Annotated in this window: 35 protein-coding genes; all 35 read left to right on the top strand. The window is 44.4% G+C overall.

Features of this window, described 5'->3' with window-relative positions; translation table 11 throughout:
• Position 1 precedes the first annotated feature (1 nt).
• The 35 genes from BLHYD_RS12700 to BLHYD_RS12530 all read left to right on the top strand — a co-directional run bounded on the left by BLHYD_RS12700 (position 2) and on the right by BLHYD_RS12530 (position 24189).
• Positions 2 to 409, top strand: a complete 408-nt coding sequence (locus tag BLHYD_RS12700) for a DUF551 domain-containing protein (RefSeq protein WP_050769912.1) — start codon at positions 2 to 4, stop codon at positions 407 to 409.
• Positions 393 to 728, top strand: coding sequence for a hypothetical protein (locus BLHYD_RS12695; protein WP_040350757.1), 336 nt, complete (start codon positions 393 to 395; stop codon positions 726 to 728). Before BLHYD_RS12700 ends, BLHYD_RS12695 begins: the two co-directional genes overlap by 17 nt.
• Positions 729 to 768: 40 nt before the next feature.
• On the top strand, positions 769 to 1038 hold the full coding sequence (locus tag BLHYD_RS12690) for a hypothetical protein (protein WP_005950536.1): 270 nt from the start codon (positions 769 to 771) through the stop codon (positions 1036 to 1038).
• Positions 1039 to 1043: 5 nt separating this feature from the next.
• The gene (locus BLHYD_RS12685; protein WP_155799573.1) at positions 1044 to 1400 is read left to right on the top strand and encodes a hypothetical protein; all 357 of its coding nucleotides are present in this window, start codon (positions 1044 to 1046) and stop codon (positions 1398 to 1400) included.
• A 6-nt stretch (positions 1401 to 1406) separates the two neighbouring features.
• Positions 1407 to 1880, top strand: a complete 474-nt coding sequence (locus BLHYD_RS12680) for a hypothetical protein (RefSeq protein ID WP_005950539.1) — start codon at positions 1407 to 1409, stop codon at positions 1878 to 1880.
• A gap of 238 nt (positions 1881 to 2118) precedes the next feature.
• Entirely contained in the window at positions 2119 to 2289 is a 171-nt protein-coding gene (locus tag BLHYD_RS12675) for a type II toxin-antitoxin system HicA family toxin (RefSeq protein ID WP_005950542.1), read from the top strand.
• Positions 2290 to 2325: 36 nt separating this feature from the next.
• Positions 2326 to 2760, top strand: a complete 435-nt coding sequence (locus BLHYD_RS12670) for a type II toxin-antitoxin system HicB family antitoxin (RefSeq protein ID WP_005950544.1) — start codon at positions 2326 to 2328, stop codon at positions 2758 to 2760.
• A 65-nt stretch (positions 2761 to 2825) separates the two neighbouring features.
• A complete protein-coding gene (locus tag BLHYD_RS12665; RefSeq protein ID WP_005950546.1) occupies positions 2826 to 3311 on the top strand; it encodes a terminase small subunit in 486 nt (161 codons plus the stop codon).
• Entirely contained in the window at positions 3308 to 4594 is a 1287-nt protein-coding gene (locus tag BLHYD_RS12660; protein ID WP_005950548.1) for a PBSX family phage terminase large subunit, read from the top strand. The genes BLHYD_RS12665 and BLHYD_RS12660 overlap by 4 nt, the downstream gene beginning before the upstream one ends.
• A 1-nt stretch (position 4595) precedes the next feature.
• Positions 4596 to 5954, top strand: a complete 1359-nt coding sequence (locus tag BLHYD_RS12655; protein ID WP_005950550.1) for a phage portal protein — start codon at positions 4596 to 4598, stop codon at positions 5952 to 5954.
• The gene (locus tag BLHYD_RS12650; protein ID WP_005950552.1) at positions 5902 to 7446 is read left to right on the top strand and encodes a minor capsid protein; all 1545 of its coding nucleotides are present in this window, start codon (positions 5902 to 5904) and stop codon (positions 7444 to 7446) included. The genes BLHYD_RS12655 and BLHYD_RS12650 overlap by 53 nt, the downstream gene beginning before the upstream one ends.
• Before the next feature lies 1 nt (position 7447).
• Positions 7448 to 7720 carry a hypothetical protein gene (locus BLHYD_RS12645; protein WP_005950554.1) on the top strand — a complete coding sequence of 91 codons (273 nt, stop codon included), beginning with the start codon at positions 7448 to 7450 and terminating at the stop codon, positions 7718 to 7720.
• Between the two features lie 50 nt (positions 7721 to 7770).
• Positions 7771 to 8103, top strand: a complete 333-nt coding sequence (locus tag BLHYD_RS12640; protein ID WP_040350758.1) for a YjcQ family protein — start codon at positions 7771 to 7773, stop codon at positions 8101 to 8103.
• A 52-nt stretch (positions 8104 to 8155) separates the two neighbouring features.
• Positions 8156 to 8452: a hypothetical protein gene (locus BLHYD_RS12635; protein WP_005950556.1), complete on the top strand. Its 297-nt coding sequence runs from the start codon at positions 8156 to 8158 to the stop codon at positions 8450 to 8452.
• Positions 8449 to 8658, top strand: a complete 210-nt coding sequence (locus BLHYD_RS12630) for a hypothetical protein (protein ID WP_005950558.1) — start codon at positions 8449 to 8451, stop codon at positions 8656 to 8658. The genes BLHYD_RS12635 and BLHYD_RS12630 overlap by 4 nt, the downstream gene beginning before the upstream one ends.
• A gap of 54 nt (positions 8659 to 8712) precedes the next feature.
• Positions 8713 to 9000 carry a ribosomal-processing cysteine protease Prp gene (locus BLHYD_RS12625; RefSeq protein ID WP_005950559.1) on the top strand — a complete coding sequence of 96 codons (288 nt, stop codon included), beginning with the start codon at positions 8713 to 8715 and terminating at the stop codon, positions 8998 to 9000.
• Between the two features lie 105 nt (positions 9001 to 9105).
• A complete protein-coding gene (locus BLHYD_RS12620; protein WP_005950561.1) occupies positions 9106 to 9732 on the top strand; it encodes a DUF4355 domain-containing protein in 627 nt (208 codons plus the stop codon).
• 12 nt (positions 9733 to 9744) lie between these two features.
• The gene (locus BLHYD_RS12615) at positions 9745 to 10638 is read left to right on the top strand and encodes a hypothetical protein (RefSeq protein ID WP_005950563.1); all 894 of its coding nucleotides are present in this window, start codon (positions 9745 to 9747) and stop codon (positions 10636 to 10638) included.
• 86 nt (positions 10639 to 10724) lie between these two features.
• Positions 10725 to 11009, top strand: a complete 285-nt coding sequence (locus BLHYD_RS12610; RefSeq protein WP_242648405.1) for a hypothetical protein — start codon at positions 10725 to 10727, stop codon at positions 11007 to 11009.
• A gap of 13 nt (positions 11010 to 11022) precedes the next feature.
• On the top strand, positions 11023 to 11349 hold the full coding sequence (locus tag BLHYD_RS12605) for a phage head-tail connector protein (protein ID WP_005950566.1): 327 nt from the start codon (positions 11023 to 11025) through the stop codon (positions 11347 to 11349).
• Positions 11346 to 11648 carry a hypothetical protein gene (locus BLHYD_RS12600; RefSeq protein WP_005950568.1) on the top strand — a complete coding sequence of 101 codons (303 nt, stop codon included), beginning with the start codon at positions 11346 to 11348 and terminating at the stop codon, positions 11646 to 11648. Before BLHYD_RS12605 ends, BLHYD_RS12600 begins: the two co-directional genes overlap by 4 nt.
• Complete coding sequence (locus BLHYD_RS12595; protein WP_005950570.1) at positions 11648 to 11983, top strand: HK97-gp10 family putative phage morphogenesis protein; 336 nt, start codon at positions 11648 to 11650, stop codon at positions 11981 to 11983. Before BLHYD_RS12600 ends, BLHYD_RS12595 begins: the two co-directional genes overlap by 1 nt.
• A gap of 4 nt (positions 11984 to 11987) precedes the next feature.
• Entirely contained in the window at positions 11988 to 12371 is a 384-nt protein-coding gene (locus BLHYD_RS12590; RefSeq protein ID WP_005950572.1) for a hypothetical protein, read from the top strand.
• 58 nt (positions 12372 to 12429) lie between these two features.
• Complete coding sequence (locus BLHYD_RS12585; RefSeq protein WP_005950573.1) at positions 12430 to 13020, top strand: phage major tail protein, TP901-1 family; 591 nt, start codon at positions 12430 to 12432, stop codon at positions 13018 to 13020.
• Between the two features lie 19 nt (positions 13021 to 13039).
• A complete protein-coding gene (locus BLHYD_RS12580; protein ID WP_005950575.1) occupies positions 13040 to 13414 on the top strand; it encodes a tail assembly chaperone in 375 nt (124 codons plus the stop codon).
• A 71-nt stretch (positions 13415 to 13485) separates the two neighbouring features.
• On the top strand, positions 13486 to 13758 hold the full coding sequence (locus tag BLHYD_RS12575) for a hypothetical protein (RefSeq protein ID WP_412657369.1): 273 nt from the start codon (positions 13486 to 13488) through the stop codon (positions 13756 to 13758).
• The gene (locus tag BLHYD_RS12570; protein ID WP_005950579.1) at positions 13751 to 17014 is read left to right on the top strand and encodes a tape measure protein; all 3264 of its coding nucleotides are present in this window, start codon (positions 13751 to 13753) and stop codon (positions 17012 to 17014) included. Before BLHYD_RS12575 ends, BLHYD_RS12570 begins: the two co-directional genes overlap by 8 nt.
• An 11-nt stretch (positions 17015 to 17025) precedes the next feature.
• Positions 17026 to 18558: a distal tail protein Dit gene (locus tag BLHYD_RS12565; RefSeq protein ID WP_005950581.1), complete on the top strand. Its 1533-nt coding sequence runs from the start codon at positions 17026 to 17028 to the stop codon at positions 18556 to 18558.
• Positions 18555 to 20066: a phage tail spike protein gene (locus BLHYD_RS12560; RefSeq protein WP_005950582.1), complete on the top strand. Its 1512-nt coding sequence runs from the start codon at positions 18555 to 18557 to the stop codon at positions 20064 to 20066. The genes BLHYD_RS12565 and BLHYD_RS12560 overlap by 4 nt, the downstream gene beginning before the upstream one ends.
• 11 nt (positions 20067 to 20077) lie before the next feature.
• Positions 20078 to 21979: a pyocin knob domain-containing protein gene (locus BLHYD_RS12555; protein WP_005950584.1), complete on the top strand. Its 1902-nt coding sequence runs from the start codon at positions 20078 to 20080 to the stop codon at positions 21977 to 21979.
• Between the two features lie 52 nt (positions 21980 to 22031).
• Positions 22032 to 22946, top strand: a complete 915-nt coding sequence (locus BLHYD_RS12550) for an Ig-like domain-containing protein (protein ID WP_005950586.1) — start codon at positions 22032 to 22034, stop codon at positions 22944 to 22946.
• On the top strand, positions 22946 to 23260 hold the full coding sequence (locus BLHYD_RS12545; protein ID WP_005950588.1) for a PF13754 domain-containing protein: 315 nt from the start codon (positions 22946 to 22948) through the stop codon (positions 23258 to 23260). Before BLHYD_RS12550 ends, BLHYD_RS12545 begins: the two co-directional genes overlap by 1 nt.
• Positions 23245 to 23517: a hypothetical protein gene (locus tag BLHYD_RS12540; RefSeq protein WP_005950590.1), complete on the top strand. Its 273-nt coding sequence runs from the start codon at positions 23245 to 23247 to the stop codon at positions 23515 to 23517. Before BLHYD_RS12545 ends, BLHYD_RS12540 begins: the two co-directional genes overlap by 16 nt.
• Positions 23514 to 23696, top strand: coding sequence for a hypothetical protein (locus tag BLHYD_RS12535; protein ID WP_005950592.1), 183 nt, complete (start codon positions 23514 to 23516; stop codon positions 23694 to 23696). The genes BLHYD_RS12540 and BLHYD_RS12535 overlap by 4 nt, the downstream gene beginning before the upstream one ends.
• Positions 23689 to 24189: a hypothetical protein gene (locus BLHYD_RS12530; protein WP_005950594.1), complete on the top strand. Its 501-nt coding sequence runs from the start codon at positions 23689 to 23691 to the stop codon at positions 24187 to 24189. The genes BLHYD_RS12535 and BLHYD_RS12530 overlap by 8 nt, the downstream gene beginning before the upstream one ends.
• The last annotated feature ends 10 nt before the right edge of the window (positions 24190 to 24199 follow it).

Below are 24199 nucleotides of genomic sequence, written 5' to 3'. Positions count from 1 at the left end.
CATGCAGGAATTAGAGAAGATTCTGGAAGAGATAAAAGTATCATCAGTATATGCAGAAGTAGCAGATGGGTATGGCGCCATGTGTGTTTCGATAGGAACAATAGAGTGTATCATCCGCAAGCATATGAATGATGGTAACGACATAAATGTCGCTGCCAAAGATGATGGCTGGATTCCGGTGGAACGTGAGTTGCCGAAAGATGACAAATATTTTCTTTTATCATTTTCGAATTCTAGTCTTCCAATGGTCGGAAGATACGATAGAGACGAAGAAGGGGGCGGGGCATTTTATCTGGGTGATTGCGATGAACAGGATACTTGCATTGCCAATGATTTATACGTTAATGCTTGGCAGCCTCTCCCAGAGCCATACCGCCCGGAAAGGAGAAAAGATGGACAAGCTGATTAGTGCAGAAAAATTATATAACAAGATAACAGAGTTTGAAGAATTGGCAAAGAAAAGAGTTTTAGATACGCCAACAACAAGCCATGCATATCCGAGATATGTTGCACAGCTAAATGAAAGAACAGCATTAAAGCACATGATTATGGATGAGCCTGCCGCCTTTGACAAGGAAAAGGTGATTGAGGAACTGGACAAATGTAAACAGATTATGCTATCACCTGCAAGTAAAGACTGCTTCGGAGAAGAATGTAGAGAAAATGATTGTATGGCTTGCGTATTTAATAAGGCGATAGAGGTTGTCGAGAAAGGCGGGATTGAATGAAGGGAATTATTGTTGATGAAATTCTAAAGGAGGGCAGCAGATGAATCATGAAAAAATTCCAGACCCCACTGCCGATCAGGCGATCGCGAAAGCAGACAGGCAGCGGCGCCTGGAAGAAAAGCACGGGATAAGGATAGGGGAAACCATTTACATAACCGAAACGACTATGGAAGGAGAGCACGGCAGAAAGACCGTGAGAAAAATTAAAGTGAAAGTCGCTGGGCTATACGAGCATCACATTCGCCTGTTATTCCCTAGCGGATACTGTGAGTGTTATACCTGGTGGGCATTTCGTCAGATGAGGGGGTGAGGCCGGTGAGATCAGAAGAATTGAAAAGATTCTTGGATTTTGTAAAAGAAAGCCAAGACCTTTATGAGACTGCGAAGAAAAACATGCAGCAGGAAGACAGAAGGCTTCAGGACTTTCTTCATGAAATTGAGTTCGAACCCACAGCCAAGAAAAGAAGTAAGGTCTGCACCAGGCTTCACAAAAGCAGGGAGGTGCGAAGGTGCTACAAAGATCTTGTAGAGGAAACCGAAGATCTTGTGAAATTTTTTGAAGAGCCACAAAATAAGAAAACACTGGACAAGATGGTACAGCTTTTGGGAAAGCTTCGGAAGGTCGAAAAATACCACCGGGAAAGGACCTATTATCCGAGAGTAAAGGAGTGAGAAGAAATGGAAATGACAAAGGAAATCCTGATTGAGTACTGCGAACTGAGGCAGGAAGCAGCAGATCTCAGGCTGAGAATCGAAAGAGACCAAAGAAGATTAAGTGAGATGCAGGAAAAAGGATATGTGGTCTCAGATACTGTCAAAGGAACCAGAAAAGATGGAACGATCGGCCCCATTAAGATCACAGGATTTCCTGAGCCAGCCTATGAGGATACCAAGGCGATGCTAAAAAAAAGAATTGCGAAATTGGAGATTGTAGAGAGCGACCTTCTGGCAGCAGTCAATAAGGTGGACGATTACATAGAGACGATTCCCAAAAGTGAGTTGAGACAGATATTCAGACTTTATTATCTGGATGATCTAACCTGGGCCCAGGTAGCGCTCCAAATGAACGTTAGATATCCAAAGAAGAGAATGAAATATACAGAAGATGGATGTAGAATGAAACACAATCGCTATTTGGAAAAAGTAAAATAATTTGAAAAATGTTCGGTCACGTTCGCTTAAAGTGTGGTATTCTTTAGAATAAGCAGAAATGCAAAAATCTTTGACGTTGCGGTTGCCGGTGTGTCAGAGCCCGGCGGCTGATTTTTCCCCTATGTAGTTTTTGAGAAACACCCTGTAGAAATATGGGGTGTTTTTGTTAGAATAAATAGTTCCTCCTATTGACAAGTGTGTATAAAATGTGTATAATATAATCATAAGGAGGAACGATATGAAGCAAAGGGACCTGGTTAAGAAACTTCAAAGTGCAGGCTTCAAATTTGAACGGCATGGTGGCAATCACGATATTTACCGACGGGGTAAAGATGAGGAGCAAGTACCAAGACACAAAGAAGTCAACGAAAATCTAGCAAAAGCAATTTTGAGGAAATGGGGGTTGTAAAACCCCCTGACCTTAAAAAGCGAAGGAGGTAGAAAGGTGAAAGTAGCATATCCAGTTATTTTTACAGAAACAAAAGATAATATTTTAATCGAGGTTCCAGATTTAAAAATATATACAGAAGCAAATGGGGCTGAAGAAGAAAAAGGAACGATGGCGGACGCGATTATGATGGCGCGGGATGCGATTGGACTTCATTGCATTACTGCTGAGGATAACAAAGCATCTCTGGAAGAACCATCAGCAGTTTCTGACATTGAAGTGGAAAAAGGAGTATTTGCTGAAGAGGGAAAAGGCTTTGTATCTTTGGTGGACGTAGATTTGGTAAGCTATCGCAGAGCCATTGAAAATAAGTCTGTAAGAAGGAATGTGACGTTGCCATATTGGCTGAATGCCGAAGCAGAAGCGGCACATATTAATGTTTCTAAGGTGTTACAAGAAGCATTGATGTCTGTACTGGAAGTTAGCAGGTAAAAAGAGAGGAGGTACTCAGAGTGATCTGGGTGCCTTTTCTTATGCTGTAAAGGAGGTGAGCCTGAATGACAGAAAAACAGAAGAGGTTTGTAGAAGAGTATCTGATTGACCTGAATGCCACTCAGGCTGCCATCAGAGCCGGTTATTCCCCTCAGACGGCCTATTCGATCGGTGAGGAGAACCTGAGAAAACCTGAAATCAAAAGCAGAATAGATAAAGCCATGGCGGAGAGATCTCGCCGAACCGGCATTAATCAAGACCGAGTCTTGCAGGAGCTGGCACGAATTGGTTTTGCAAAGATCACGGATGTTCTTGACCCAGAGACAGCGAAGATCAAACAGGACGCGTCTGACGATGATCTTGCCTGCATCCAGTCGATTAAGATCAAGCCGAATGAGTTCGGAACGGAAAGAGAGGTAAAGTTGTATGACAAAAAGTCAGCCCTGGTTGATCTCGGGAAACATCTCGGACTGTTCAAGGACAAGGTGGAGCTGACGGGCGATATGGATCTGAATATCACGATTGACTACGGCGAGGATGATACTGGATGAACATCGCGGTAAAAGCCAATCCGTGCTTCCGTGAAGTGGACAGGAGTCAGAAGCGGTATATCGTGATGAAAGGATCGGCCGGTTCCGGGAAGAGTGTTGATACGGCCCAGAATTATCTCTTGCGCCTGATGCAGGATAAGGGCCGGAACCTGATCTGTATCCGGAAATCGGATATCACGAACCGGGACAGTACCTATGCGGAACTGACGGGCGCAGCTTATCGGATATTTGGTGACCAGGTGGATAGATACTGGAATATCAAACAGAGTCCACTGTCTCTTACTTTTCGACCTAACGGGAATCAGATCATCTTCCGGGGCGTGAACGATGAAAAGCAGCGAGAGAAACTGAAATCCATTACTTTCCAGAGGGGCAAACTGACGGATGTGTGGATCGAAGAGGCAACGGAGATCACGCAGGCAGATTTTGAGATCATAGACGACCGTCTCAGAGGCGAGTTGCCGCCTGACCAATTTTATCAAATTCGAATGACCTTCAATCCAGTGAACAAAAATCATTGGATCAAGAAGGTCTTTTTTGATACTCCGGATTCAAATGTGCTGACACACCATAGTACTTATCTGGATAATCGATTCATCGATGCTGCATATCACGCCAGAATGGCTCGCCGTAAAGAGGTGGATCCGGAAGGATATCAGATTTATGGATTAGGAAATTGGGGTGAAGTTGGCGGTCTAATCCTGCATAACTGGGCAGTGGAAAATATTAGCCAGAATCTGGATGATTACGATGACATTGCGATTGGGCAGGATTTTGGATTCAATCATGCCAATGCCATTCTTCTGTTGGGGATGAAGGATGATAACATCTACATCCTACAGGAAATATACGTCTTTGAGAAAGAAACGGCGGAGATCATACCGTTGGCAATCAAAGATGGAATTCCCATAAAGAGAACAATGTGGTGTGATTCGGCAGAACCAGACCGGATAAAAGCATGGAAGACAGCGGGATTCCGAGCAAGGGCAGTAAGTAAAGAGCATACAACGGAGAAGAAGTATCAGTCAGCCCAGATTGACTGGCTGAAAGGAATCGTCAGCAAAGACAAGGTAATACACCGTATGATCTATGTACACCCATCCTGTACAAATACAATAAAGGAATTGCAGCAGTGGAAGTGGAAAAAAGATGAGCGCACCGGAGAGTATTTGGATGAACCGGTACCATATATGGATGATGCAATGGCGGCGCTGCGTTACGGTGTGGAAGGTTGGAGGAAGCCAAAGACAAGCTATAACAGTGGACTGACAGGAGGAATATAGAATGTTTCGAGTAGCGGCAGACACGGGGATGACGCCGGAACTTCTGGCGAAATATATGACAAAACATAAGACTGAGATTACTCAACGGTACCAGAAGCTGCATGATGCTTATGAAAATAAGTATGCAATCAGTCAGAATGTGAAGAAACCAGATTGGAAACCGGATAACCGTATTCCTGTAAATTTTGCAAAGTATATCACAGATACAATGAATGGATTCTTTATCGGTATTCCGATCAAAGTGATCTGTGACGATGAAGGTGTATCGAAGTATCTTGAATTCTTAGATCAGTACAACGATCAGGATGATAACAATGCTGAACTGTCAAAAGTCTGCAGCATCTATGGGAAGGGGTATGAAATGTACTTTGTAGATGAGGAAGGTAACATTGGTATTACATACCTGACACCGCTTGATGCCTTTATGATCTATGATGACAGTATCCTTGAGCGCCCGCTCTTTTTTGTCAGGCATTATAAGGATGCAGATAATGTGGAGTGGGGGAGTTGGTCTGATGGTCAAGTTGTACAGCACTTTGTGAACCGGGGGTCATACAAATGGGTGGGAGAACCGAAAAGACATGGATTTGGTGGTGTTCCTGCTGTTGAGTTTGTAGAAAATGAGGAGCGGATGGGAATTTTTGAAAGTGCCCTTCCTATGATTGATGCTTATAACAAGGCGATATCTGAGAAAGCAAATGATGTGGATTACTTTGCAGATGCTTATTTAAAGATTCTTGGCGCAGCATTGAGCGACGGAGAACTGACTAACCTGAGACGGAATCGTATCATTAATTTTGATGGTGAAGACGCAGGAAAGCTGGTTGTAGAGTTTTTGCAAAAGCCAAACGGGGATGCAACGCAAGAGAATTTAATCAATCGGCTAGAGAAACTGATCTTCCAAATTAGTATGGTGGCGAATATTTCAGATGAAAATTTTGGCTCTTCTTCTGGAATAGCGCTCAAATATAAGCTTCAGGCTATGAGTAATCTTGCCAAAACAAAGGCCATGAAGTTTAAATCGGGAATGAATCGGCGGTATAAGCTGATTTTCAGCAATCCAGTTTCGGGGATGAAAAAGGATGCGTGGGTAGGGATTGAACCTGTGTTTACCCAGAACTATCCGGCAAATCTTTTGGAAGAATCTCAGATAGCTGGAAATCTTTCTGGAATTACATCACGCGAGACACAGCTTAAAGTGCTATCAGTTGTTGATAATATACAACAGGAGATCGAAAGAATAGAGGAAGAAGAAACCTCTCAGCAGGATACAGTCATGCAGCAGATGTTTGGAGGTGTAACTAAAGATGAACAGCCTGGAATATTGGAAGAACCGGGAAGCGGAACAGAGGAAACATAATATCCAGGATGAAGCTGAGTACCAGAAACGTATCTGGGAGATCTACCAGAACATGATTGATGAGATTGAGAAAGAGATCAACGGATTTTATGGAAAGTATGCCAGCAAAGAAGGCATCACGATGGCGGAAGCAAAAAAGCGTGCCGCAAAAGCTGATATAGAAGCCCTTGGCCGAAAGGCTGCCCGATACGTCAAGAATAAGGATTTTTCAGCACAGGCAAATGAGGAGATGCGGCTTTATAACTTGACCATGAAGGTGAATCGGTTGGAGCTTTTAAAAGCGCAGATCGGCCTTGAGATGGTCTCCGGGTTCGATGAGCTACAGAAATATTACAATGAGATCCTGACGGAGAGGACCATGTCGGAATTCGAGCGGCAGGCGGGAATTCTGGGAAAGGCAATTCAGAATAATGCGAAGGCGGCTCATGCGATCGTGAACGCATCCTTCCACAATGCTACATATTCAGACCGGATCTGGATGTATCAGGGAATGCTTAAAAATGAACTGAGCAGCCTGCTACAGACCGGACTGATCCAGGGACAGAATCCACGGAAGCTGGCATCGCATCTCAGGAAGCGGTTCGGGGTGAGCCAGAGCAACGCAGAGCGGCTGATGATCACGGAGCTGGCGAGGGTGCAGACGGAAGCGCAGAAGCAATCATTTGAGCGGAATGGGTTTGAGGAATACACCTTCCTCGCGCTTGGAACAGCCTGTCCAATCTGTCAGGCGTTGAATGAGAAGCATTTTAAGGTCGCGAAGATGATGCCAGGAACGAACGCCCCGCCGATGCATCCAAGGTGTCGTTGCTCTGTGGCCAGCTACGAGGACAGCGCAGAATACGAGGCTTGGCTGGATTACCTGAGTAAAGGCGGCACCACGGAAGAGTGGAATAAACTGAAAGCCAAGCAGAAATCGAGCCGAAAATCCGTTGCAAAAGGTTCTGATTCTGGTATAATGAAATCAAATAAGAGGAGCATATATGAAGGTATTCCGCGATCATGGAAACAGGTTGAAGGTCTGGACGATTCGTTGTGTTCTGTAAATCCCAATTATTTTTCCGGGGATGAAGCATATAAAACAAATTGCACGAATTGTATATCTGCTTATGAAATGCGAAAACGTGGGTATAACGTAATAGCAAGACCGGCAACTAAAAACCATTACCTAAGTCGCCATCCAGAAGCGGCGTGGGTAGGTGCAGAGGTCAGGACAACGTCAGGAAGCGGATTGGAAGATATTGTCAGCGTAACTGAAAAATGGCCAGACGGAGCGAGGGTAGAAGTGGCAGTTACGTGGAAAGGCAGACAGAATGGACACGTGATTGTGGCTGAGAAAGTGAATGGAAAGATCCGATTCTATGACGTGCAATCAGGAGAGAAGATATCATCAAAAATATTTTCATACGTTGAAGATGATAAAACCTTATTTTGGAGAATCGACGATCTCGAACCGTCAGATCGAGGGATTACAGCTTGTGAGGTAGGTGATTAGGATGAAGTTTAAATCAGCTTGTGAAAAGGCTATGAATTATTTTCAAAAAGAATATGGTGATATAGGATTTTACTCAATTAAGGATCTCGGAGACAGATGGCTTTTTGATGGCGCAAGCGCACAATCGGAAACGATATACGATAAGCAAGGAATAACTATAGATAAGAATACAGGAAAATTAGACTTGTTTTATCTTCCGAATGATAAAAACTTTGAACTTCTCGAAGATGCTGTTGATATTGTTATTCCGGAAGAATATAAAGTAACAGCTTAGCTACCACCAGTCAGAAATGGCCGGTGGTATTTTACATGGAGGTGCGAACAATGGCGAAGGACGATATGTTTAAAATCATTTATTGTATCCTGAAAGAATTGTATGAATGTATGAAGCAGGGCGTCAACGTCAATAAAGAAGATATTAGCTATGAAAGGTTTGGCATCCCATATTCTTATTGGCTGGATATCATTATTCAGATGCAGGAAAAGGGATTTATCAATGGTGTTAGGTGCCGTATGACAAAAGGTACGGGCCGGATTGTGAATTATGACGAGATAGGCATCACTTTTGACGGAGTTGAGTACCTGGAAGAAAATTCGGTGATGAAGAAGGTAAGAGAAACATTGAAAGATATTAAAGATATTGTACCGAGATTATAGAGCCAGTCGGAAACGGCTGTTTTTTAATGCTCATTTTTAGGAGGTTTTAGTAATGAATATACCTGAGAAAGTAAAAATTTTGTATAAAGAATATACCGTAGAAGAACAGGAGAATTTACATGATGGCGGCAAAGAGCTTTATGGCCAGATTCATTATCTGTCAGAAAAGATTATGTTGAATACCAACAGTTCCGATAAACAAAAGGAGGCCACCTTCCTTCATGAAATCATTCATGGTTTGGATGAAATGTATTGTATAGGTCTAAAAGAAAAGCAGGTTGAGAAACTTGGAACTGCTCTGTACATACTGTTACAGGATAATCCGAAGATGTTTGGAGAAAATTTATGAAAAAGCAATATACCGTATCAAAAGATGCGAACATGCTGGCTCCTGATTGGCTGGCTGCCCGGATAAATTATAGGACTATCAAATTTTTATATGATATTTTGGATGGAGCCGAAACATTGAAAGGGGTGAGAATCGGTGAGGAGATTGCGAAAATCGGAGACACAATATCATTTGATGGTAAGCGGTTATCAGTAGGAAGGCGGTGATCCAATAATCTCCCATCGGCGGGGAATGACCGGAGCAGTAAAGGAGTGGTGTGATTGATTGCAGTAAATGTCCGGAAGGGCGGAATTACAGTTTCCGGCCATGCAAATTACGCAGAGGTTGGAAAAGATATTGTCTGTGCCGGTGTGACGGCGCTGACGCAGACTCTGATCAGGTCGCTGGAAGATCTGGCAAAGGATAAAATTAAATATGAAATATCACCCGGGAGGGTTGATATACATTACGGGAATCTATCGGAAGCAGGAAAGCTTCTAGTGGATTCCTTTTTCATTGGCGTCTGTTTGATTGCCGATGAATTTCCGGATTATATCCGGATAGTGTGACCAGGCATGAAGGTCAATAAACTTTATGGAAAAGCCAGGCGTGGAAGCTATAAGCTACGGAGAAGTGAAGCATTGACACTTAAAACTATGGAGGTACAGTGAGTTATGAAAAATAAAAACTTTATGGCGTTACAGTTGTTTGCAGACGATCCTGCACCTGTAAATCCGAATCTAGATGATTCTAGAGATCCGAAGCCGGGAGACCCTAAAACAATTGAGGTTGATCCGAAAGGCAATCCGGATCCCAAACCCGTACCGAAGTATACAGACGAGGACCTTGATCGCATCTTTGATAAAAAGTTTGCCCGGATGATGGAGAAGCATCAGAAAGAACTTGACGAGGCTAGGCGTTTGACGGAAATGAACGCTCAGGAAAGAGCGGAACATGAGAACAAGAAACTTCAGGAGCAGGTACAGGAACTTCTCCGCAAAGAGGCGGTTTCTGAGATGACAAAGTCAGCCAGAGCGATGCTGAGTGAGAAGAACATCAACATAGGAGATGATCTTTTGAGTGTCCTAGTTTCCGAGGATGCGGACAAGACCAAAAAGTCGGTTGAAAATTTCATTTTCTTGTTTGAGAGTGCGGTAAATAAATCTGTTAAGGATGCACTGAAGGGTGAATCACCGAAGACCGGAGGGGCATCTGGATTGACAAAGGAGCAGATCATGAAAGTAAAAGACCGGACTGAACGCCAGAGATTGATTCAGGAGAATATGCACCTATTCAAATAATGGAGGTATGACATGAAGAATAAAGTATTTAGAGAGTTGCAGTTATTTGCAGCAGAAACAGGAACGACAGTTGCGGCGGACCTTACTCCTGCGATTTCCGTGGACTTTACCAGCCGGATTGCCCAGAATATTGTGGAGTTACAGCAGCTTTTGGGAATCACTGATCTGATCCCGATGGCTGCTGGAACGGATATTAAAATCTATAAATGGACCGTTGGCGAACTGGCTGCTCAGGTAGGAGAAGGTGAAGATATTGATCTTACCCACGTAAAAAGAGAACTGGCGGACACTATTACGCTGGATCTGGATAAGTACCGCAGGAATACAACAGCAGAAGCAATCCAGAAGGTGGGCCGTGATATCGCAATTAATCAGAGCGATGAAAAACTAATTCAGAAAGTACAAAAAGGAATCAAAGGTTCTCTCTATACGGTTCTGAAAGCTGGTACAGGAACTGCGGCAGGAACAAACCTGCAGATCTGTTTGGCAAATCTGTGGGCCAAGCTTCAGAAATATTATGAAGACGAGGACGTCAGCCCGGTATACTTCGTCAATCCGCAGGATGTGGCGGATTATCTTGGCACTGCGCAGATTACCATGCAGACTGCCTTTGGTTTTACTTATATCGAAAACTTCCTTGGACTGGGTACGGCGATTGTATCCCCGCAGGTAGAGGCAAAAAAACCGATTGCCACTGCAAAAGAAAATTTGCGAGGCGCATATGTACCGATGTCCGGTGATGTGGCACAGACTTTCAATCTGACCGCAGATACTACCGGCCTTGTTGGTATGACGCATTCCACAAAGACGGGCAATGCAACCGTCGATACCCTGCTGATGTCCTGCGTGAAATTCTTTCCAGAATTCCAGGATGGCGTATTTGTAGGTACAATCTCGGGGGAATAATCGGGTCTGACATTTTGACTATTCCGTCCCAAGGTCAGACCCTGTACGGTAAGAGGATTTCTTCTCTTATTGGGGGCGATGTAAAAGTGTATGAAGATGGCACCGTAACTGGTACTATGAAACATGTAACAGGATATACAGGGTTTAATGAAGCGGATCCGGAAGAACAGGAAGGGTATTTCTTCCCATTCCATTTGACAAAGTCCGGAACGAACATGACATTCAAAAAGAACGGGGCAGCCTCTAAAGAGAATATTCCATGGGAGGCTGATAATGTGTTCCGGGTGACGTCATCGGATACTTTTGAAGTGCTGGTGGATGATGAGTCGGTAGTAATCTTCAATTTTGCTAAGGTAGTATTTACGAAATAAGAGGTGATTCCTCATGCTGGAAAAGATTAAGATTTTATTGGGACTTCCTGTGGAAGAACATTTACTTGACGAGAAACTCAACATTATTCTGGACGCGGCCAAAAACCGGCTGAAACTATTGCTGGGTGGAATTGAAGTGCCCCCTCAGATGGAGTATATTCTTGTGGATGTGTCTGTTATTCGGTTTAATAAAATCGGTTCGGAAGGGCTTTCTTCTCATACAGTTGAAGGAGAAAGCTTATCTTTCGCGGAGGATGATTTTGCAAATTACAGAACAGATATCCAGGCTTATTTAGATACGCAGAAGGATGTGGTAAGAGGAAAGGTGAGATTTCTTTGAGATATGACGTGCCTATTCATTTTCAGAAGGTTTTTCAGGGAGAATATAATCCGCAGACTGGCAATTACGCAGAAGATGAAATTGAAGAAAATACATGTTTTGCATTGGTTTCTGAAACACAGACGGAAATGCTCAAATTGGTTTATGGAAATCTCAGGCAAGGAAGTTTAACGGTCCAAGTTCAAAATCATATCTGCGAACCTTTTGACCGGATTCGTATCGGAGAAAAACTATACACGGTGGATTTTATTAGGAAGTTGCGGACGAAACAGGTACTTGTGCTTTCGGAGGTACAGTGATGGGCGAGATTAAGATTATCGGTATGGAAAAGCTTCAGAAGAAACTGAAAAATAATGTCAGTATGGATGATGTGGAACGGGTGGTCCGTCATAATGGAGCAGAAATGGAAGAAAAAGCTCAGAGAAATGCCCCAGTAGATACCGGAACATTGAAGCGTAGTATTAGTCTGGAGATAACAAACGGCGGCATGAATGCCCAGGTAGAGCCAACAGCAGAATACGCGCCGTATGTTGAATTTGGCACCCGACTCATGGAAGCACAGCCCTACTTAAAACCTGCTTTTGAAGAGCAGAGAGAAAAGTTTAAAAAGGACATGAAAAAGCTGACGAGGTGATGAGATGGATCCACAGCAGGAGCTCTTCACAGAGCTGTTATTAAATTTGAGAAATAAAGGATATGACGTGTATGATACATTCCTCCCGCCGGAGGACACGCCGTATCCTTTTATTTATCTGGCGGACAGCCAACAGACGGATGACCCGAACAAGTCAGCTGTGTTTGGGAGTGTGTACCAAACCATCCACGTTTGGCATAACAATCCGAAGCAACGGGGAGCTTTATCTGGGATATTGCTGGATATCAAGAGGGTCTGCTATGGCTTGGAACACACGGAAAATTTTGCATGGGATGTACGGAATATGAACCAGAGAATTCTGCCGGATAACACGACAAAGATTCCACTTTTGCATGGTTTGTTGGAATTGGAGTTTAAATTTTCGTAATTTCTAAACAGGGTATGGAAACCCTATGCTTATATATTAGGAGGTTTAGGTGATTTTGATGAGTGAAATGAAAAAAAGAATGACTAAACATTACCAGGTTCCGCGGTTTTCTGCTTTGCCTTTACAAGTTTTTGCAGGCAGTGGAAATAAAGAAGCTGTACAGGGAACTAAAATTGTCTATTTATATAGAATTGCAAAAGATGCGAGTACAAAGGATGGAACTCTGCTTGCGTTTACAACAGAAAATGGCCGGACAAAGAGCAAGGATGCCGATTCTACAGCGACCAAAGATGGGAGTATTCGGACGCCGGGAGCAGCTGAAGTGGAGATCACAGCGACATCAATTTTGGCCAAAGGTGATACAATGCTGGATTCTTTGGAAAATGCCATGGATGCAGATGAATTAATTGAAATCTGGGAAGCGAATCTTGCGGAACCGGTGGAGGAAGAAGACAACAAATTTAAGGGCATGTATTTTCAGGGATATCTGACGGAGTTTGAGAAGACTTCTTCCGCAGAAGATTTTGTAGAGTGTTCATTGACATTTGGTATCAACGGAACCGGAGCCCGGGGAGAGGTGACAGTATCAACGGAACAACAGGAATTAGCAAGCTACGTATTTAAGGACACTACCAGAGTAGGCGCATGATATGGGATAGGAGGAAAAAATGTTGGAATTAACAATAAATAACCAGGTGTATGCGTTTCGATTCGGTATAGGATTTCTGCGGGAGATCAATAAACAGATAAATGTGCCGGTTGAAGGATTGCCAGGAGTGAAAAAGGATGTGGGGTTCAACTATAAATTTGCTGGAATCCTGAACGGAGATGTGGAAGCTTTGATTGATGTCCTGGATTTGGCAAATAAGGGAATGGAACCGCGTGTTACGAGAAAAATACTGGACAGTTATATCGAAGATGAGGATACAGATATTGATGCGGTATTTGAGGAGGTATTGGATTTTTTAAAGAAAGCGAACTGTACCAAAAATACAGTTCGGAAGATATTAGAAGAGATAGAGAAAGAGGAAAAGAAGAATTAACTTTTGAAGAGCAGTATAGAGAGATCGCTTTAAATTGTTTTCGTTATCTTGGAATGAAATCGTTTTCAGAAGTGAATCAGTTGACGATTCCAGAATTCAATCTCCTCATGGAAGCGGTTAAGCTGCAGCAAATCGACAAGGATTATCGAAATCATTTGCAGGCATTTTTGAATTATTCGGTTAAAGCCCAGAAAAAAATTGGCAGAAATAAAACGAGGCCGATTTTTACAAAATTTCAGAAGTTCTATGACTATGAAAAGGAATTAGAGAAGGCGAGAGGGACTGTAAAAAGTCGTTTTGCGGAGGCTAGCAAATTTTTGAGAGGAGGGAAGACACGTGGCTGAGAGTTTTAGTATAAGGGCGGTTTTATCGGCGGCAGATCGTGGGTTTTCGTCAGCAATGAAGAATGCGCAAAGCAGTATTTCGAATTTAAAAAGTGTCGTTACAGGCGGCCTTGGTTTTGGAGTGCTGGCAGGGATTGGACAAAGCGCGTTTTCGGCCATTGCAGGAAATGTAAAAAGCCTTGGGAGTGAAGTGATCGGTACGTCGGATTCCATGCAAAAGCTGCAGCAGGCAATGCGTTTTTCAGGAACGTCGGAGAGCGAGATTCAAAGAATTGCGGGAGCCACAGGGACATTAAAAACTTATGCGGATCAGACAGTATTTTCGTTAAATGACGTTATGAGTACTTTTGGAGCTTTGTCGGCGAATGGAATTCAAGATGCAGACAGAATGGTAGAATCTGTTGGAAACGCAGTTGCTGTTTTTGGAGGAGGCGCAGAGGAATTCAGCCGAGTAGGCCTTGCGTTTTCGCAGGCAATGGCGGCGGGGGCTTTACATGCAGAAGACTGGAATCAAATTTTGGACGCCAGTCCGCAGCTTGCGGGAGGGTTGAAAAAAGAGCTTGTAAAGCTGAATCCTGTTTTGGGAAATGATTTCAAAGGAGCGATGGAAGAAGGGGCTATTACTGCTGAGCTTTTAGGCCAGGCTATGAATAACATTGGTATGACGGATATGGCCAAGGATGCGGCAAGTTCGGTAACGACGTTTGAAGGGGCTATGGGAAATTTGGAAGCTACGGTTACCACTGGCATGGGGCAGATATATGATTCCTTTGCAAAGGCAGGCGTGGTAAGCTCCATTAATAAATTGTCGGATGCCGTATCTAAGGCTTTTCCCAAGATTTCAGGCTTTATCGTATCTTTGCAGCCATACTGGGAGAAGCTGGAATCGGCCGGAAGCCGTGTAGGACAGGCATTCAGCAGTGCTTTTTCCGCAGTTTTAGCATCTTTTTCAAAGACAACGGGTAAGATTGGGGGAGATCAGTCTGTCGCAAAATTTGGAAGTATTGTCGAGCAGGTTTCTGAAAAATTAATACAGTTCGCGGGATTCCTGGAAAAGAACGCGGATGCGATTGCGAAGGTGATACCTCATATCCCCAAACTGGCAGCTGGTTTTGCCGGGCTGAAAATATTATCTGTGGTTTCGCCTATGCTGGGGGGATTTGTGAAATCTATCGGGAGGCTGGCGGCGGCAGGAATTGGAACGATCGCCTCCCGACTGTTTGGTATATCAAGAAGTCAGGAACAGGTAGGCAGATCCAGTTCGGGCAGTTCTAAGAAGATATTAGCTTCAGCGAAAGCTTTTTTGTTGATGGGGGCCGGTGTAGCCATGATTAGCGGAGGGTTTTATTTACTGGCTCAGTCGGCAACGGGATTAGCTGATGCGGGTGGTGTGGCAATTGCAGTGATGTTTGGGCTTGTGGGAGCTGTGGGGGCTCTTGGTTTTGGCATGACGGTAATGTTAAAAAGTATTACGGCAGGCCCTGGAAAACTGAGGGCTCTGGGGACAACACTGATATCTCTTGGCGCCGCAGTATTGATGATTAGTGGAGGATTTGCGGTTCTTTCACAAGCGTCTATTGCGCTTGCAAACGCCGGAATGCCAGCAATAGCCACCATGTTTGGTTTAGTGGCAGCAATAGGAGCCTTGATGGTGGTGGCTTCAAAAGTTGGGGTGCAGCTAACAGCGGGAGCAGTTGGGATGGTCGCTTTTGGAGCGGCTGTATTAATTGCAGGAGCAGGAATGGCGTTGATGTCTCAGGCATGTGTTAATTTGGTGAGTGCCGGTACCCCTGCGATCGCTGTTATGGCGGGTATGGTAGTGGCGCTTGCTGGATTAATGGCTTTGGCAGCAGTATTGGGTCCAATGCTAACAGCAGGAGCAGTTGGCATGTTGGCATTTGGCACAGCACTTGTATTAGTAGCAACATCAGCTTTGATTGGATCGGCAGCGTTGGCTGTGGTAGCCGGAGTGCTTCCAACTGTATCTCAGTATGGAGCATCAGGAGCTGTAGCGATCGCTCAGTTAGGAGCGGCTATGATCGTGTTTGCAACGGGCGCAGCTACGGCAGGAGCGGCGAGCATAGTACTCGGAGCTGGTCTTCTTATAGCTGGTACCGGTGCTACGGTGGCTGCGGCGGGAGTTACTCTTCTTGCCGCTGGAACAACTCTTTTAGCTGCTGGGCTCACCCTTACGGCAACTGCGGCAACGTTACTTGGAGCCGGACTTCCAATGGTTGCAACTGGGGCGACAGCGGCGGCAGCGGGACTGACAGCAATGTTGGGTGGAGCGACTGCACTTAGCGCTATACTTCTTCTGCTGACAGCTTCCATGGCGGCATTTTCTGCTGTATTGCTGTTATCATCAGCCGGGTTGATAACTTTTGGAGCCTCAGTTACATTGAGTGCGGCAGGAGCAGCACTGTTGGCTACATCCCTGGTATTGGTCAGTTCATCCGTGAAATCCATTGCAAGCAATGCGAAATCAGCGGAATCTTCGTTGTCTTCCATGGTGAGTTCAGTAAATATTGTAGAAAGTGGCCTGAATGCGTTGAAAAGTGTAGCAGGCAGTGCTATGGATGGTTTTATCAATGCTTTTAAATCAGGGAATAAACAAGTGACATCCGAAGCTAAGAGCATGGCAAACGGTATTAAAAATAATCTGGAAACTGGATTAAATTCTTTGTCCCAGGTGGCAAGAACGGCGATGTCCAGATTTACGTCTGGATTGAATCAAGGAGGAGCAGCTGCTGTGAGTGCAGCAAGAAGCATCTCTGCAAATGCTGTAGCGGCTCTAGGATCGTCCGCAGGAGTTGCATATAGTCATGGATATAATATTGGCGCGGGTTTTGCCAATGGCATGGCAGCCAGTCTTGGCAGAGTGCAGAATATTGCTTCTCAGATGGCAGCGGCAGCAGCTCAAGCAATCGCTGCCAAGGCGAAAATTGGAAGTCCTTCAAAGGTTACCTATAAACAAGGTCTCTGGGTAGGTGAAGGTTTTGTGAATGGCATCAAGTCTATGATAAATCAGGCTTGGTCGGTATCAGAAGATCTGGTGAGCATCCCAAACCTTGCGATTGCAGGCTTGGGAGGGTTTCAAGGGGAACTGTCAGAAGCCTATTCATACAGCCGGAATATTACCATCATTGTTCCGTTTGACATTGATGGACGGGAGTTTGCACGCGCGGAAGCGCAGTACATGGATGATGAACTCGGCAGGCTCCAGACGAGAAGTAAGCGGCTGGCAGGTCGGTCATAGGAGGGTTGTGAATGCTATATGAATTTCGAGATACAACAGAATACACGGAATTTCCATTTTCCCTTCCGGCCCAGGCCATGCAGTTTAATGGAAAATGGATAGAAGCAGAGATCCCTGGCTATAGAACGCTCTATGTGTCTGGCCGGGAAATTATATCTGCGGAAATCACAGACACAGTAGTTGGTGCTGCAGATGGGTCACTGTACGAAAGGCGCAGATATGAGCCGAGAACAATTCTAGTAGGATATCAGTTGATTGCGAAGAGCAACGAAGAGTTCTGCGAGGCTTTCAATCATTTGAATGGCATCCTGAACGCAGAACAGGCCCATATTTCCTTCAATGACGAGCTGGATAAGTATTATATTGGAACGAAGACGAAGCTAGAAGACATCCCTTCCGGTGTTAATTCCGTAACCGGAGAGATTGAAATATACTGTTCGGACCCCTTTAAATATTCTGTGACCGAGTTTACCGCAAAACCGAATGACAGCGGGATTATTAAGATTCATTACGAGGGGACATACCCTTCTTATCCGGCTGTGGATGCAGTCATGACTAGTGACAATGGATATGTTTCCTATATTAATGAGAAAAATGGTGCGACATTGCTGGCTGGAAATCAGTCTGAAGTTGATGGAGAGGATGTTGATAACGTCTCAGAGCTCCTCATTAATAAAGGTTTTTACAATGGTCCTGGAATATGGATCCTGAATCAGGCCACTCTGTACGGAAATATGGTTCAGAATGGAACACTGCGGATTCAGGAAACTGCAAAAGGTACCGGTGTGACTGGCGATAACTGGGGAAGTGGAAGTTCCTGGCATGGGATCGGGCTTCACAGAGCCGTTCCCGCCGACTCTACAGGCCATATCGGAGCGCAGAATTTCTGTTTAGAATGGAAGAATTATTTTGGTTCTCTCTCGGCAAAAGAGCTGGGAATGGCCCAGTTTGTAGTCAGCTATTTGGACACCGGAGAGAAGAGGCCTTTAGCTGGCATTGTGTTTGTAAAAAATACGAGGGCCTCATTGAATGCCATTGCTGAACTTCGAGTTGGGAATCAAATTATGAAATCGATTCGTTATAAGTGTAATAGTGCCAGCAAGATATCCGGTTCAAAGACAGCCAACTCGAAGGTGGAAAAAAACGGAGGGGATTTTCGATTCACCATTGGCGGGAAAATCTATGAATATTCCAATGATGATCTGGCAGATGCGGAAGGTATCGAAGTAGACTTATTTGTAGCTAAATATGCTTCCAGAACTGCAATGGTGCGAAATACGCTAATTGGATTGAAATTCTATAAATACGGAGTCAATGGTTGGACTGACCTGAAAAATCAATTTGCCGAAGGTCAGAAAGTAACCTTTGATTGCAGCTCAGGAGAAATCCTGATTGATGATGAATCTACTCCGGAAATTGGAGCTTTGGGAAACGACTGGGAGAATTTTAAGTTGAATCCTGGAATCAATAACATTGCCTGTTACTACTCAGATTTTGCCCAAGAACCGGATATAACCCTGCGGTATCGGGAGGTATATTTATGATTGTATATTTTGCTGACCGATTTTTAAATATTCTTGGGAAGGCTTCTACTGGACTTCCTAAGGGATACCGTATTATCAATGATGTCAAGACTGAAGACGTGGATTCAGGTGTAAGCACTTTTGAATTCGATTTGAAATACAAGGAGGATACGTTGTCTGAGGCAAGAAACATGGTGTATCCGGGTAATTATGTCATGCGGAGTTATGATGATTTGGATGAATTCTATACGATCATTGACACCGAAGCGGACACTTCTAATAATACAATTTATGTTTATGCGGAGGATGCAGGTTTGGATCTTCTTAATGATGTGTACGGAGAATATACCGCTGATAAGGCATACCCGATATCCTACTATGTCGAAAAATACTCAAAAAACAGTGGATTCGAAATACACATTAACGAAATCACGAACCTTACTCGCACGCTTTCTTGGGACACGGACTCCACCGCATCTGAGCGGCTGCTGAGCATCGCAGCTTCGTTTGGGGCAGAAATCGGTTACAGTTTTGAGATTGATGGACTGGAACTGAAACACCGATATATTAACATCTATAAGCGGAGAGGAAAAGACTCTGGAATTGTGCTGAGATTGAACCGAGAGATAGACAAAATCGTCGTGAAACGTTCTATTGCCAATCTTGCTACTGGATATAAGGTGCTGGGAGGTACTCCGAAAGGAGCGGATAAGCCTATCAGCCTGAACGGGTATTCCTATGACGATGGAAATTTCTATGTGGCAGGAACATATCTTTTTTGCCGGGAAGCAAATAAGATTTGGAGTCGTAGGTACGCGGAAGAAGGGGTGAACGCTGGTTATATCTGTAAGATGTTCAATGGGACATCCACGAATCAGAAGACTCTGTGTTCGCAGGCGATCGCATCCCTCAAAAAAGTAAGTCGAATGGAAGAAAACTATGAAGTCACGCTCAAGAAGGTTCCAGATGGGTTGAAGATTGGAGACACAGTTTACGTCATTGACAATACTGGGGAAATGTATTTAGAGAGCAGGGTTCTTAAAATTGAGGTTAGAGCATCAGAAGGACAGTATACTGTGACACTTGGAGAGTATCTGATGAAGTCAAGTGGCATTGAGCCGGTATCTGCGATTGTTGATGAGGATACTCAGCCGACAGGAGCTATCATTGACGGAATGAATCTGGTAAATGGTACCGCGCCTGTGTGGATGACAGCTAATCTGTCAGGTTTCTTTGTGAAAAATGATGGACTGCGGTATCGAAAAGATGAAAGAAGAGTGAGTATTCAAGGGATAGTTTCTCCTGTACAGGAGATAGAAGGAGGGGATTCGCGGTTGATCTTTGTGTTACCGGAGGATATGTGGCCGTCTGTACCAATTCGGCAAGTGATGGTGGGAAGTGGGATAAACCAGTGGACGTTAGGAATAGATTTGAACGGGAATGTGACTTTTTCAAACTATGGGACCACGGGGAATGTTCCATGTTCGAGGACGGAAAAATTATATATTAATCTTTCCTATTATGTATAAGGAGGGAACGCATGTTAGACCAAACGATATATCTAGACGTTGTGCCTGGAGGTTTGCCGGCAGTTGTCAATGTGAGTCAATTTGACGAAGGGAGCCGGACACTTCATATTAATTTGTATGCCAGTGTTGGAGAATTTGAGATCCCTGCTGGCTCTACGGCTAAAGTACAGGGGACGAAAAGAGACAAAAAAGGTTTTTCTTACTCTGCCATTTTAAGTGGTACAGAAGTGACCTGTGACATCACTCAGAACATGACTGCCATATCCGGACGGGTTTATTGCGAAGTGGTGATAGAAAACGAAAATAATGTTTTGGTAAGTGCGACTTTCATTCTGGCGGTAAAAAAGGCTGCATTTGGGGACGGTACAGACATTTCAGATTCAGATCTTCCGGATTTTTATGAACTGGCTGCGCAGATTGCTCAGGATGCGCAAGACGCTCAGAATGCGGCCGAGATGGCGAGACAGGCTGCTCAGGAGGCTGCACAATTCACACCTGAAGGTTATCAACAGATGCAGTCTGACTTAGCAGATCTCAAAGTGACGGTATCTGACCAGGGGGAGCAGCTGACGGGAGAGATCAATAAGGCTGTTTTTGGATTGGAAAGGCCGATAAAAAGGGAGCTTTATCGGAAACGTCTTGCTCTCCAGACATTGTCCGGGAACGGCGAATATACAACGCTACAAGGTGGATGCTATCTTCCGACGACAGATCATTTCCTTCTTGCGATTGTCAATAAGGATAATGATTCTTGTATCTTAGTTGAATTGAATAAGGATTATGAGACAGTTATTAAGAGAGTGACTCTGGATCTGGGACACGCTAACGACCTTACTTATAATCCGGGGACTGGGAAAATATATGTCGCTACTGGAAATACAGGAATGAATGCGAATAAGATTGCTGTTTTGAATGGCGCCACATTTGGTTTAGAGAATACTATGGATCTTGGTAATGCAAGAGCAAAGTGGTTGGTCTCTTATGATAATGTAAATAACCGATATTATGTTTTGGACACCTCGTATCTGCAAATTTACGATTCAGAATGGGAGTTGTTGAAGCAATATGAAAATACTTACGGAGATTCTTACGTGGGAACAGGCGAAATGACCGCACAGTCTTCCTTCTGTTACGGTGGCAAGTTTATCGGGCTATATTTTGTAAGAGAGATTGTGAGCTCGTCGATGAGTGTTTCGGGCATCTATTTACAAATGATAGACTACGACACTGGGAAGGTGCAGACGGTAGCCCAATACACGCCGCGCGGAAATGCGGATGAGCCTGAATTTGTAGCAATGGTAGATAATGTAGGATATATGTTTGGAGGGCAAACATACTTTAGTGTGTCAAAGCTTTATTTCGATCAGGACAAGCTTTATGAATTTGAAGATAGTATCTTTGGAATTTCAACTTTGCTTCCAGAGAACGCGGATTTGGATGATTACCACATGCCTGGAATATACTTTTCTCCAAATACTTCATATACGGCTGGGATGGATAACGTTCCTGTTACAAGTGGATTTACTCTCTATGTTCTTCCAATTTGCGGAAATGTAATTGTTCAGAAATTGATTAATACGGCTGGAGAAATTTATAAAAGGATTTTGAGTTCAATACAAAATAAGTTTCTTGACTGGGAATTGATAGACAGCAGTGTTGGGGCGCGATATGAACAGCGGGATCGTGCGGCTTCACACACAGTGACTCTGAATGATGGAGGGGCATGCTTTGTCATGTTAGCATATGGAAATTATGCGAATATGTATTTTGCAACAGAATCAGGAGGGAATGTGTATGTGAGAAAATTTATAGAGCAGTTATCGGATGTAGAAGTTACTACAAAAAGTAAAAGTGCAGTTTTTCGCCGTACCAGCGGTAATGAACCTTCGTTAATGATATGGAAGATGGCATAAAAATTTGATGAGACTGGATTTTTTTTGAATAATAGCAAAAAGGAGAATACTTATGAGTGTAAAAACAGTAAAACTAGAGGTAAATGGCCAGACTTATAACCTGACCTATAATGATGAATCCGGCTATTGGGAGGCCCAGGCTACTTCGCCGGCAAAGTCTTCTTATAATCAGACAGGACATTATTATAGTATGAAATTGACGGCTACGGATGATGCCGGAAACTCTACGATGGTGGATGATAAAGACCCTACCTTCGGGGAAGATTTAAGGCTGGTGGTAAAAGAAAAAGTGGCGCCAGTTGTCACCATTACCAGCCCGACCAGCGGTGCGTCCTTAATCAACAATAAGCCGACCATTACTTGGGAGGTGACAGACAATGACTCCGGTGTCAACCCGGATACCATTAAGATCACGGTAGACTCCGGCGCACCGGTAATGGGAAGCGCGATCACCAAGCAGGCGATAGAAAATGGCTATACCTGTTCTTATGTACCAAGCCAGGCTCTTTCGGACGGAAGCCATACCATCAAGGTAGACGCTTCTGATTACGACGGAAACGCTGCCACCCAGAAATCCGTAACCTTCAAGGTTGATACGGTACCACCTACCTTAAATGTTACCAGTCCGGCGAATAACCTGGTAACAAACCAGGCATCCCTGACCATCAGCGGTACCACCAACGATGTGACCAGCAGTCCCGTGACGGTGAAGATCGCACTCAACGGCCAAGACCAGGGAGATGTAACCGTAGGAAGCGGCGGAAACTTCAGTAAGACGGTTACTTTAAAGAATGGGGCCAATACCATCGTAATCAAGGCTACAGATAGCGCAGGGAAAGAGACCTCCGTGACCAGGACGGTAACCCTGGATACGGGTGCTCCGGTATTCGAGGAAATCATCATTGAACCGAACCCCGTAGACGCAGGTGCAACCTATCTCATCAAAGTGAAGGTGACAGATGCCTGATGGTAATACGTTTAGTAGGGAACATCGATGGAAAAGAGATGGTTCTGGAACGGGTGGAAGGGGATTGGTGGGAAATCGCCATTCCCCCGCCGAAAAGCGGAACCTATATTGCGGATTTTACCGCTTATGACGACGCAGGGAATGTGGCCTACTGCACGAAAATCCTGGTGACTTTCCACCTGGAAGACCTCTGCCTGCGGCTGGAACCCTACCCCTACGATGCGAAAGCAGAAAGACCGGTATGGGAAACCAAAGTTTTAACGAGCTATTATTATGCAGAGTTGGTAAGGAGGGCGGTATGCAGAAGATACTGATGTTTGACCAGGGAGAAGAACGGCATGTACGTCTTCAGATAAAAAATATAAGGGGAGAACCGTTTACGATTTTAAAAGCGCAGTTTGAACTGGTTCGTGGAACGAAAGTAGAAGATTTTGGGGACGCACAGATTCTGGACCATGTGATTGATGTGCTGATCGCTCCAGAGCAAATCGGAATTTATAAATTAAAGATCACCTACTGGATTGGGGATGAGACCTTGATTGAGGTGATACGAATTGAGGTGAGTGGATGAAGGCGATGTTGGATATTCTCAGCGTCCAGGTGCTGCCGAACCCCGTGGAAACCGGCGCTTCTTATAGGATTGTGGCGGACGTGCGTCCGATTGTCCCGGTGTTGGCAACGAAGGACGGGAAACTGCTGACAACGAAAAACAAAAGCCCAATTCAGGTAAAGGAGGGAAACAGTGGCTGAAATTTATAAGAGAGTGGCGATTGGAGAGCTACAGGAGAAAACATCCCTGGAGGAAAGCGACCAGATCGCGCTAGAAGATGCCGAGGGAACTAAAAAGGCAACGCTTAATACGCTGAAAACATTTTTGGAGAAGGATACCGGCTGGGTGACATTAACACCGGATGGGAATTATGAGGTGGTTTACGGACATCAGCCGCAGGTGAGAAAACGCGGAAACGTGGTGGAATTGTCAGGTGGAGTGAGAAATACGAAAAATAACATTGGAGGCTCTACGACGGAAGTGCGGATAGGGATTACGCTGCCGGAAGAATACCGACCTTCTAAGATGGTGATTTGTCCAGGTTATACAAATGTGGACAAAGTTTTTCAGATTCATGTAAACGTGGACGGAACCGTGACAGTATCCCGTGCGTTTTCTTCGAATTCCGGTGGCTATGAGGCCATACAGGCAAATACAGCCATCTTTTTACATGCGATTTATTTTACAGATTAAGGAGCGGAGG

Origin of the sequence: Blautia hydrogenotrophica DSM 10507 (assembly GCF_034356035.1) — a bacterium.
Classification (GTDB): Bacteria; Bacillota; Clostridia; order Lachnospirales; family Lachnospiraceae; genus Blautia_A; species Blautia_A hydrogenotrophica.
The sequence above is the reverse complement of the archived record's forward strand: the minus strand, read 5'-3'. Positions and strand labels throughout refer to the sequence as shown.